The 10500-nt window shown below is 66.8% G+C and carries 12 protein-coding genes; 5 read left to right on the forward strand and 7 right to left on the reverse strand.

What is annotated here, in order from left to right:
- Positions 1-753, forward strand: a 753-nt coding sequence (locus VFH65_RS05635) for a sensor histidine kinase (protein WP_353320166.1), incomplete at its 5' end; no start/stop codon positions are given.
- A gap of 20 nt (positions 754-773) precedes the next feature.
- Here VFH65_RS05635 and VFH65_RS05640 read toward each other — a convergent pair.
- Complete coding sequence (locus VFH65_RS05640) at positions 774-1136, reverse strand: FKBP-type peptidyl-prolyl cis-trans isomerase (RefSeq protein ID WP_353320167.1); 363 nt, start codon at positions 1134-1136, stop codon at positions 774-776.
- A 31-nt stretch (positions 1137-1167) separates the two neighbouring features.
- Here VFH65_RS05640 and VFH65_RS05645 point away from each other — a divergent pair, with 31 nt between their 5' ends.
- Both VFH65_RS05645 and VFH65_RS05650 read left to right on the forward strand, forming a co-directional pair.
- Entirely contained in the window at positions 1168-1416 is a 249-nt protein-coding gene (locus VFH65_RS05645; protein ID WP_353320168.1) for a DUF2630 family protein, read from the forward strand.
- 3 nt (positions 1417-1419) lie between these two features.
- Positions 1420-2955 carry a phytoene desaturase family protein gene (locus VFH65_RS05650; protein WP_353320169.1) on the forward strand — a complete coding sequence of 512 codons (1536 nt, stop codon included), beginning with the start codon at positions 1420-1422 and terminating at the stop codon, positions 2953-2955.
- On the opposite strand, the gene VFH65_RS05655 is transcribed toward VFH65_RS05650, so the two are convergent.
- From VFH65_RS05655 to pdxH, 6 genes are all read right to left on the reverse strand, one after another.
- Entirely contained in the window at positions 2952-3371 is a 420-nt protein-coding gene (locus VFH65_RS05655) for a MarR family winged helix-turn-helix transcriptional regulator (protein WP_353320170.1), read from the reverse strand. The genes VFH65_RS05650 and VFH65_RS05655 overlap by 4 nt on opposite strands.
- Positions 3361-4818 carry an MFS transporter gene (locus VFH65_RS05660; protein WP_353320171.1) on the reverse strand — a complete coding sequence of 486 codons (1458 nt, stop codon included), beginning with the start codon at positions 4816-4818 and terminating at the stop codon, positions 3361-3363. The genes VFH65_RS05655 and VFH65_RS05660 overlap by 11 nt, the downstream gene beginning before the upstream one ends.
- Before the next feature lie 60 nt (positions 4819-4878).
- Entirely contained in the window at positions 4879-6174 is a 1296-nt protein-coding gene (locus tag VFH65_RS05665) for a citrate synthase (protein ID WP_353320172.1), read from the reverse strand.
- 86 nt (positions 6175-6260) lie between these two features.
- The gene (locus VFH65_RS05670) at positions 6261-6908 is read right to left on the reverse strand and encodes a TetR family transcriptional regulator (protein WP_353320173.1); all 648 of its coding nucleotides are present in this window, start codon (positions 6906-6908) and stop codon (positions 6261-6263) included.
- Between the two features lie 68 nt (positions 6909-6976).
- Positions 6977-8254 carry an MFS transporter gene (locus VFH65_RS05675; protein ID WP_353320174.1) on the reverse strand — a complete coding sequence of 426 codons (1278 nt, stop codon included), beginning with the start codon at positions 8252-8254 and terminating at the stop codon, positions 6977-6979.
- Complete coding sequence (pdxH, locus tag VFH65_RS05680; RefSeq protein WP_414688366.1) at positions 8254-8913, reverse strand: pyridoxamine 5'-phosphate oxidase; 660 nt, start codon at positions 8911-8913, stop codon at positions 8254-8256. The genes VFH65_RS05675 and pdxH overlap by 1 nt, the downstream gene beginning before the upstream one ends.
- A gap of 74 nt (positions 8914-8987) precedes the next feature.
- On the opposite strand from pdxH, the gene VFH65_RS05685 reads away from it, so the two are divergent.
- Together VFH65_RS05685 and VFH65_RS05690 are read left to right on the forward strand one after the other, a co-directional pair.
- Positions 8988-10106 carry a citrate synthase 2 gene (locus tag VFH65_RS05685; protein ID WP_353320176.1) on the forward strand — a complete coding sequence of 373 codons (1119 nt, stop codon included), beginning with the start codon at positions 8988-8990 and terminating at the stop codon, positions 10104-10106.
- On the forward strand, positions 10103-10500 hold a 398-nt coding region (locus tag VFH65_RS05690; RefSeq protein WP_353320177.1), incomplete at its 3' end, for a maleylpyruvate isomerase N-terminal domain-containing protein. The genes VFH65_RS05685 and VFH65_RS05690, both read left to right, overlap by 4 nt.

Genomic DNA, 10500 nt, shown 5'->3' on the forward strand with positions numbered 1-10500 from the left:
GTCCGCGGCGCAACGGAGGCCGTCGAGATCGCCGACGCGGTCAAGGGCATGCTGCAGCGCATCTGGAAGGAGCAGGACCGCACCAAGGCCGCGCTCGCGTCGGCCCGTGACTTCGCGTCGGTGTCCGCGCACGAGCTGCGCACGCCGCTGACCGCGATGCGTACCAACCTCGAGGTGCTTGCCACCCTTGATATGCCGGAAGAGCAGCGCAAGGAGGTCATCAACGACGTCATCCGAACGCAGTCGCGGATCGAGGCGACGCTCGGTGCACTGGAGCGGCTGGCCCAGGGCGAGCTGTCCACGTACGACGACCACATGCCGGTGGACATCACCGAACTGCTCGACCGTGCCGCCCACGACGCGATGCGCGTCTATCCCGACCTGGATGTGTCGCTGGTGCCCGCGCCGACGGTGATCATCGTCGGACTGCCTGCGGGCCTTCGGCTGGCCGTGGACAACGCGATTGCCAACGCGATCAAGCACGGTGGTGCGACGCGGGTTCAGCTGTCGGCCGTCACGTCGCGATCCGGTGTGGAGATCGCGATAGACGACAACGGCGTCGGCGTTCCCGAGGAGGAGCGTGCTTTGGTGTTCGACCGGTTCTCCCGCGGCTCGACGGCGTCGCACTCCGGCTCAGGGCTTGGCTTGGCGCTGGTCGCCCAGCAGGCCGAATTACATGGCGGTACAGCCTCTTTGGAGGACAGCCCGCTCGGCGGTGCCCGTCTGCTGTTGAACCTGCCGTTCCGCCGCTAACGCGCCCGCGAACGCCGAAGCTAGCGAGTGGCCAGTAGGTCGATGACGAAAATCAGCGTCTTGCCGGACAGCCGGTGCCCGCCGCCTGCTGGGCCGTATGCCTGTTCCGGTGGAATGACGAGCTGCCTGCGGCCGCCGACCTTCATGCCCGGAATGCCGTCCTGCCAACCCTGGATCAGCCCACGCAGCGGGAACTCGATGGATTCGCCGCGATTCCAGGAGCTGTCGAATTCGTCGCCGGTGTCGTACTCGACGCCGACATAGTGCACCTCGACGGTGGCGCCAGGCACTGCCTCCGCGCCGTCACCGACCGTGAGGTCCTTGATCACCAGCTTGGACGGCGCGGGACCGTCGGGAAACTCGATCTCGGGTTTGGTAGTCACCGCACTCACCGTAGTCGGGCACACTGGAGCCGTGGCTAAGGACCAAGACATTCTCGCTCAGGTCAACAAGCTGGTCGCCGAGGAGCAGGAGCTGCGGGCTGCGCTGCAGCATCACGAGATCGACGAGTCGGAGGAGCACGCGCGCCTGCGCGCCGTGGAGGTCGCGCTCGACCAGTGCTGGGATCTGCTGCGGCAGCGACGGGCGCTCCGCGAGACCGGCGGCGATCCCCGCGAGGCCCGGGTGCGTCCGGCCAACGAGGTCGAGGGCTATCTTGGCTGACCTGTGACGACGCCCGACGTTGTCATCGTCGGCGGCGGACACAACGGGCTTGTCGCCGCGGCGTATCTGGCCCGCGCGGGCCGGCGGGTGCAGGTCCTTGAACGGCTCGACCACGTCGGCGGGGCTGCGGTGTCCGCGCACGCGTTCGACGGCGTGGACGCCCGGCTGTCCCGTTACTCGTATCTGGTCAGCCTGCTGCCGCGGCGCATCGTCGAAGACCTCGGTGCCAGGGTGCGGTTGGTGCGCCGCCGCTACTCGTCGTACACGCCCGATCCGGCGACGGCAGGACGCACGGGTCTGTTGATCGGGCCAGAAAGCTCATTCGGCGCTGTGGGCGCTGCCGATGACGAGGCCGGCTTCGATGAGTTCTACCGTCGCTGCCGGACGGTCACGTCCCGGTTGTGGCCGACGCTGACCTCGCCGTTGATGACGCGCGACGAGGCGCGCAGACACGTCGCCGACGACGCGGCGTGGCGGTCGATGGTCGACCGGCCGATCTCCGAGGCCATTTGTGATTCCGTGCAGAACGACTTGGTCCGCGGGGTGATGGCTACAGACGCGTTGATCGGCACGTTCGCCCGCACCGATGACGCGACGCTGAGGCAGAACGTGTGCTTTCTGTATCACCAGCTCGGCGGCGGCACCGGCGACTGGGACGTGCCGATCGGCGGGATGGGCGCCGTCAGCGGCGCGCTGGCCGCTGCGGCTGCCAGCCATGGTGCCGAAATCGTCACGGGCGCAGAGGTTTACGCCATCGACCCGGACGGCGAGGTGCGGTACCACCGCGAGGGCCGGGAGCACCGCGCGCACGCCGGGGTCGTGCTGGCCAATGTGACGCCGTCGGTGCTGGCCGGCCTGCTGGGTGAACCAGCGCCGGCGCTGGCGCCGGGAGCGCAGGTGAAGGTCAACCTGATGTTGCGCCGGCTGCCGCGACTGCGCGACGACACGGTCACTGCGGAGCAGGCATTCGGTGGGACGTTCCACATCAACGAGACCTTCAGCCAGCTCGACACCGCATTCGTCCGCGCCGACCACGGCGTCGTCCCCGACCCGTTGCCGTGTGAGATCTACTGCCATTCGCTGACGGACCCGACGATCCTGTCGGAAGAGCTACGGGAGTCGGGCGCACAGACGTTGACCGTGTTCGGGCTGCACACGCCGCACAGCCTGGCGGTGGGCGCGGACCCCGACCGTTTGCGTGACACGTTGACGTCGGCAGTGCTGAATTCGCTGAATTCGGTTCTGGCCGAACCAATTCAAGATGTACTCATGCAGGATTCATCGGGGCGGCTGTGCATCGAAGCCAAGACGACGCTGGATCTGGAACATACGCTGGGTATGACGGCGGGCAACATCTTCCACGGCGCGCTGAGTTGGCCGTTCGCCGAAACCGACCAACCGCTCGACACGCCTGCGCGCCGCTGGGGAGTAGCGACCGCACATGACCGGATCATGTTGTGCGGCTCGGGATCCCGCCGCGGCGGTGCGGTCTCGGGGATCGGCGGACACAACGCCGCGATGGCGGTGCTGGAGAGCTAACCAACGGCGAGTTTCTCCAGTATCGCCTTCAGCTGTTTGAGTTCCGCGTCACCTACCGCCGCAATCACGTCTGGCGCCGGATGTTTAACCGCGTCGATCTGGTGCACCATTTCGCGGCCGGCATCGGTCAGCGACACCACCTTGCACCGTCGATTCGTCGGATCGATTGAGCGCACCACGAGTCCGCGCGCCTCGAGGTCGTTGACGGCCACCGTCGCCGCGGGCGCGTCGATGGTCGCGGCCTGCGCCACCTGCTTTACCGACATCGGTTGACGGCCTAGCCGGAGGAGGATCCTAATCCTGCTGAACGGCAACCCGGTTCGCTCGATCACGGCCCGTTTCCAGCTGTCGCGGTTGTCGATCACCAGCGCGGTCATGATCCGCCAGACCTCGTCGGCCAACGGATTACCCGACATCGACGGCCTCCACCCGCTGAGGTCCGGCCACCAGGGGGGCCAGCCGCTCGGCCGAGCGCAGCGCGCGCGGTGACGTCGAGTAGATGCCAAGGGCGATGATCGCCAGCCCGAGACCCGCGCAGATCAGCCACAGCGGCCTGGCGGCGACGGCGAAGTCGGCGCCGCCTGTTGCCAGCGCGGTTCCCGCGACCGAACCACATAGCGCCACACCGATACTCACGCCGACCTGCCTGCTGGTCGAGGCAACCGCGGATGCGGCGCCGGCCCGATCGGTCGGCATGCCGCTGACCGCCGCGGTGGTCACCGGTGCGTTGACCATCGCGAAGCCGATGCCGATCACCGCGAAGACCGTCAGCAACTGCCACAGCGGGGTGGTGGCGCTGAGCCGCGTGAGCATCAACGTCGCCGCGGTGATCAAGGTGCCAGCGACCAACAGCGATGGGCGGCTGCCGAACCGGCCGACCAGCCGGCCCGAGAGCGGCGAAAAGATCAGCGCGCCAACGGCAACAGGCAGGTAGATCAGCCCGGTATGCATCGCCGAGAAACCCCGCTCGTCCTGCAGATACAACGACATCATGAACAAGAACGCTCCCCACGCGGCGAACGCGCACGCCGCGATCATCGTCGCCGACGCGAATGGGATGCTCCGGAAAAACCGGAGATCGATGAACGGGTCGCGGCGCCGTGCCTCGTAACGCAGGAACGCCACAAACGCGAGCACCGCGACGACCGCGATCGCGACGATGCGCGCGTCGCCCCAGCCCAACCCTGGCCCCTCGATGAGCACGAAGACGATGCCGAACAGAAACGCCATGCCGAGCGCCTGTCCGACCGGGTCGAAGTCGCGCATCGTGATCGACTTGGATTCCGGGACGAAGATGGCCGTCAGCACGATCGCCAGGGCGCAGATCGGCAGGTTGATCCAGAACACCGCGCGCCAGTCGAGCAGTTCGATGAGCGCGCCGCCCACGATCGGGCCCAGTGCCATCGAGATGCCCACGACGCCACCCCAGATGCCGATCGCGCGGGCGCGTTCCACTCGGCCGGTGAACACCTGGGTGATGATCGACATCGCCACCGGGTTCATCATCGACCCGCCGATCGCCTGGATCAAACGTGCGCCGATGAGTGTCTCGATGTTCGGCGCGACACTGCACAGCAGCGAGCCCAGCGCGAAGACCGTCAGCCCGACCTGGAATGTGCGCCTGCGGCCGAACCGGTCCCCGGCGGCGCCCGAGAGAAGCAGCACCGATGCCAGCACCAAGGTGTAGATGTCGAGGACCCACTGCAGCTGCGGCGCCGAGGCGCCGAGGTCGGCGCGAATGCTGGGGATGGCGACGTTGACGATCGTCGCGTCCATCGACACGATCAGCAGGCTCAGGCAGCAGGACACCAAGATGATGGCCTTGCGCCGGGCACTCAAAGACCGGACGACAGTTTCATTCACACAACTATTGTGAAACTACAACTGTCGGCTGTGCAAGCCAGTGTGGCCGAGCTGACAAAACTAGCGGGCGTCGGCCGCCTTGTAGTCACGCTCGGTGTAGCCGGTGTAGATCTGGCGCGGCCGGCCGATCTTGCTGTCGCCCTCGTCGTGCATCTCACGCCAGTGCGCGATCCAGCCGGGCAGCCGGCCGAGCGCGAACAGCACGGTGAACATCCGTGTCGGGAAGCCCATCGCGCGGTAGATCACGCCGGTGTAGAAGTCGACGTTCGGGTAGAGCTTGCGCTCGACGAAGTAATCGTCGGTCAGCGCAACCTCTTCCAGCGCCTTGGCGATGTCCAGCAGTTCGTCGTCGCCACCGAGCTTGCCGAGGATCTTGTCGGCCTGCTCCTTGACGATGCGCGCCCGCGGGTCGTAGTTCTTGTACACCCGGTGCCCGAAGCCCATCAGCTTCACGCCGTCTTCGCGGTCCTTGACCTTCTTGACGAAGTCGTGCACGTCGCCGTCGGCCTGCCGGATCTTCTCGAGCATCTCCAGCACCGCCTGGTTCGCGCCGCCGTGCAGCGGTCCCCACAGCGCGTTGATGCCGCCGGAGATCGACGTGAACAGGTTGGCCTGCGACGAGCCCACCAGCCGCACCGTCGATGTCGAGCAGTTCTGCTCGTGATCGGCGTGCAGGATGAACAGCATGTCAAGCGCCCGAACAAGTTCCGGGTCGACCTCATAGGGCTCGGCGGGCAGGCCGAACGTCATCCGCAGGAAGTTCTCGACCAGCGTCATCGAGTTGTCCGGGTACAGGAACGGCTGGCCGACCGACTTCTTGAAGGCGTAGGCGGCGATGGTCGGCAGCTTGGCCAGCAGCCGGATGGTGGACAGCTCCACCTGCTCGTCGTCGAACGGGTCAAGCGAATCCTGGTAGTAGGCGCTCAGCGCGTTGACCGCACTGGACAGCACCGGCATCGGATGGGCGTTGCGCGGGAAGCCGTCGAAGAAGCGCTTCAGGTCCTCGTGCAGCAGCGTGTGCCGCTGGATCAAGGTGGTGAACTTGTCCAGCTGGTCCTTGGTCGGCAGTTCGCCGTAGATCAGCAGATAACTGACCTCGATGAAATTCGACTTCTCGGCGAGCTGTTCGATCGGGTAGCCGCGGTAGCGCAGGATCCCCGCGTCGCCGTCGATGTAGGTTATGGCGCTCTTGGTGGAGGCCGTGTTGACGAAGCCGCTGTCGAACGTCGTGTAGCCAGTCTTGGAGAGCAGCGGACCGAGCGCGATGCCGTCCGCTCCTTCCGTGGCCTTGACGACCTCCAGCTCAAGCTCGCCACCGGGGTAGGAGAGCGTGGCGTGCTCGTTGTTCTCGGCCACGGGAATCCCTTCGTCGCTGCTGGTCTCTGCCCTACAAAAGGTAGTCCCATTCCAGCACTCGCGCCCGAGGGGGTGCCGAGTGATGGTCAGACAGGCTTCGGAACGTCCGCGACCAAGCCGATGAACTCGTCGTATGTGGCCTCGAGGCGGGATACCAAGTCGTCGACACCGATCTGACGCCAGTCCGTGCTGACCCCGAGGTCGCCCATGGCGTTCATGAGGATCGACGACCATATTGCCGAAACAAGCCGCAGCCTGCGGTCGTCGAGCCCGACCCCCATCCGCTTGGCCAGCTCGATCACGACCGCGTGGTGGCGGAATTCGACGACCGCCTGCCGCAACGCCGGCGAGGACAAGATGATCCGCACCGTACACATCATCCGCTCGGCGGTCAGTTCACCAGACAGGGCGGTCTTGCTGTCGGTGTACATCGCGACATAGGAACGGCGCAGCGCCTCGAAATGGCTGATGTCGGTCGGCTGGTCCGCCAGGACGGCCGCGGTCTTGTCGATCGCTTCGTCGATCAACGCCAGCGCGATGGCGTCCTTGGTGGCGAAGTACCGGCTGAATGTGCGCGGCGAGACGTCGGCGATGGCAGCGATCTGATCCACCGTCGTCCGCTCGAAGCCCTGCCGCTCGCACAACTCGACGGCCGCGTCGATCAACGTGGTCCGGGTTCGTTGCTTCTTGCGTTCCCGCAGGCCGAGAGCGGACTCCCCCCTTACTTCAGCCACATCCGGATGCTAACCCGCCGGGCTATGAAATGGATTAGAAAATGGCAACGCCAGACAATTGACGTCGCTCATACTTTGTCATCCTCGGCCACCCGGTAGCGCACGAAGGCGGGCACGACAAGCGCCGCAATCACCACGCCGACCACCACCAGCGCGCCACCGCCCGCAGCGGCCACCGTGGTGCCGACGACCGCGGCCGCGCCACCGTGCAGCGCATCAGCCAGCCGCGGCCCGCCCGCCACGACGACGGTGAACACGCCCTGAAGCCGGCCGCGCAGCTCGTCGGACGCCGCCTGCTGCAGGATCGTCGACCGGAATGCCGCCGACACCATGTCAGCAACACCACCAATTGCCAAGAACACCAATGCAATCCAGAGAAACGTCCCAGCGCTGCCGCCCGCGAGCCCGCCGGCAAGGCCGAAGCCGACCATCGCCGCGCCCCACACCACGATCGCGACGACCACGACCAGACCCTGGCGCCGGATCCGGGGCAGCCAGCCCGAAAACACCCCGCCCGCAACGGCGCCCACCGACATCGCTGCGGCAAGCAGCGCCATAGTCGTGCCGCCCTCGACCGGCCCGCCAAAACTCTCGTGCGCCATTTGCGGGAACAATGCCCGGGGCATGCCGCAGATCATCGCGATGAGGTCGACGACGAACGACATCAGCACCACCTGGTTTCCGGCCAGGTAGCGAAAGCCGTCAAGCACTGCGCGGAATCCCCACCCGGACGAGCCCTGCCCGCCGTTGGTCGGCGGCATCTTCGCGAGCCGAAACGTCGCCCAGATCGGGGCGATACAGGTGATCGCGTCGATGAAGTAGAGCGTGGACAGGTCGACCCAGTGCAGCATCACGCCGGCCATCAGCGGCCCGACTATCGCGCCGAACTGCATGACGGTCATGTTCAACGAGTTGGCGGCGGGTAGCTGAGCGGCGGGCAGCATGCGCGGAATGGCCGCCGACCGGGTTGGTGAGTTGATCGCGTAGAACGCCTGCTGAACCGACAGCAGGCACAGCACCACCCAGACGTTGTTCAGGGTCAGCGCGGCCTGCAGCCACAGCAGGACAGAGGCCACTGCCAGCCCACACGACGCGATGATCAACAGCAGCCTGCGGTCCATCGCGTCGGCCCACGCACCGCCCAACAGGCCGAACACCACCAGCGGCACGAGCGCGAACACCCCGGACAGCCCCACATACGCGGAGTTCTGAGTGAGCGCGTACAGCTGCACCGGCACGGCGAAGATGGTCAGGTTGGCGCCGATGACCGTGACGATCCCAGACAGCCACAGCCGCCGGAAGTCCGGTGTCCGCAGCGGTGTGGTGTCGGCGAACAGCCGCCGCACTAGGGCTGGAGCCGCTCGATGCGGCTAGTGCTTGTCGTCGCCGGCGCCCCGGCTTGGGCGACCACCCGAATCCTGTTGTGCACCCGGTTCTCCCGGCCCTGCCAGAATTCGACGACCTCGGGCGCGATCAGGTATCCGCCCCAGTTCGGCGGCACAGGCACCGCGTCATGGTCGGCGAATCGTTCGGTGACTTCGGCCAACTGCTCCAGCAGCGCGGCACGCGACGCGACCGGTTGCGATTGGTGCGACGCCCAAGCGCCGAGCTGCGAACCACGCGGCCGGTGCGACCAGTAATCGGTGGTCATCTCTTCGGACACCTTGGTCACCGGCCCGCGGACATGAACCTGGCGGCCGAGCAGGAACCACGGAAAGGTCGCCGACGCGTACGGAGTAGTCGCGAGGTCGGCGCCCTTGGCGGAGTCGTAATTGGTGAAGAAGGTGATGCCGGCTTCGTCCATGCTTTTGCACAACACCGCCCGGGTGACCGGCCTTCCACGGTGATCGACCGTGCCGACGACCATCGCGTTCGGCTCGGCCACGCCTGCGCGTTCGGCGTCGGCTAACCACCTGCGCAGCAGCGCAAGCCAGCCCTCGGCAAGCCAATCCGCGTCGAGATCGGGGCTGCCGTCCTTCTCCACCGAGCCGTACTCGACCCGCATTTTCGCCAGGTGCTCGTCGTCGCGAGTTGCCACGCGATCACGCTACGCCTCACCGCAGGTGCGAGAATCTGCCCATGACTGCTGTGCCGGAAGACTTCGTCGAGGGGCTTGAAGGCGTGGTGGCTTTCACCACCGAGATCGCCGAGCCCGATAAGGATGGCGGCGCGCTGCGCTATCGCGGCGTGGACATCGAGGATCTGGTCACCCGTCACGTCACGTTCGGCGACGTGTGGGCGCTGCTGGTCGACGGCAAGTTCGGCCACAGCCTGCCGCCGGCCGAACCGTTCCCGCTGCCCATTCACAGCGGCGACGTGCGCGTCGACGTGCAGGCCGGGCTGGCCATGCTGGCCCCGATCTGGGGCTATGCGCCGCTGCTGGACATCGACGAACCGACGGCTCGCGAGCAGCTCGCCAGGGCCTCGGTGATGGCACTGTCCTACGTCGCGCAATCCGCGCGCGGCATCTATCAGCCCGCTGTCCCGCAGCGCACCATCGACGAATGTTCCACCGTGACAGCGCGATTCATGACGCGCTGGCAGGGCGATCCTGACCCCAAGCACGTCGAGGCGATCGACGCATACTGGGTGACCGCGGCCGAGCACGGCATGAACGCCTCGACGTTCACCGCGCGGGTCATCGCCTCGACCGGCGCCGACGTGGCCGCCGCACTCTCAGGCGCGATCGGCGCGATGAGCGGCCCCTTGCACGGCGGCGCCCCGGCGCGGGTGATCCCGATGATCGAGGAGGCCGAGCAGACCGGCGACGCCCGCGCCGTGGTCAAGGGCATTCTGGACCGCAACGAAAAGCTGATGGGCTTCGGTCACCGCGTCTACCGGGCCGAGGATCCACGGGCACGGGTGCTGCGCGCCACCGCCAAACGACTGGAGGCCCCGCGCTACGAGGTCGCCGCCGCACTGGAGCAGGCCGCGCTCGCAGAGTTGCGGGAGCGACGACCCGACCGTGCCATCGAGACCAATGTCGAGTTCTGGGCTGCGGTGATCCTCGACTTCGCCCAGGTGCCGACGAAGATGATGCCCGCCATGTTCACCTGCGGTCGCACCGCGGGCTGGTGCGCGCACATCCTCGAGCAGAAGAGACTGGGCAAGCTGGTCCGCCCCGCAGCCATCTACGTCGGCCCCGACCCACGCAGCCCCGAGTCCGTCGAGGGTTGGGACCAAGTCGTTCAGTCGTGACCTCGGCCGACACGATTGCTGCGTTTGCTTCGGCGGCAAGGAGTTTCGCGGCGCTCGTGCACGACATTCCCGCCGACGCGTGGGACGGCCCGGGCCTGGGTGACTGGGACGTGCGGTCGCTGGTCGGCCATACGTCGCGCTCACTGATCACCGTCAGCACTTACTTGCAGACGACCGCGGAGCGCGAAGACATCACCACCGCGCAGGAGTACTACGCGAAGGTGAATCCGTCGGCGCTGGGGATGGACCCCGAAGACGTGGCCGAGCGCGGCAGGCAGGCTGGGCGGGACCTCGGCGATGATCCGGCAGGTGCGGTCGAAGGTCTGCTCGACCGGGTGCTCGGCGAGCTCGCGGAGATCGAAGACCGGCTCATCCGGGTCCTCGGCGGATATGG

The organism is Mycobacterium sp., from assembly GCF_035697385.1.
GTDB lineage: Bacteria > Actinomycetota > Actinomycetes > Mycobacteriales > Mycobacteriaceae > Mycobacterium.

Coding starts and splice junctions, on each gene's coding strand:
- VFH65_RS05655 (WP_353320170.1), bottom strand. CDS start 3,371: ATGTCGGGTAATCCGTTGGCCGACGAGGTCTGGCGGATCATGACCGCG.
- pdxH (WP_414688366.1), bottom strand. CDS start 8,913: ATGCGGGTCGAGTACGGCTCGGTGGAGAAGGACGGCAGCCCCGATCTC.
- VFH65_RS05685 (WP_353320176.1), top strand. CDS start 8,988: ATGACTGCTGTGCCGGAAGACTTCGTCGAGGGGCTTGAAGGCGTGGTG.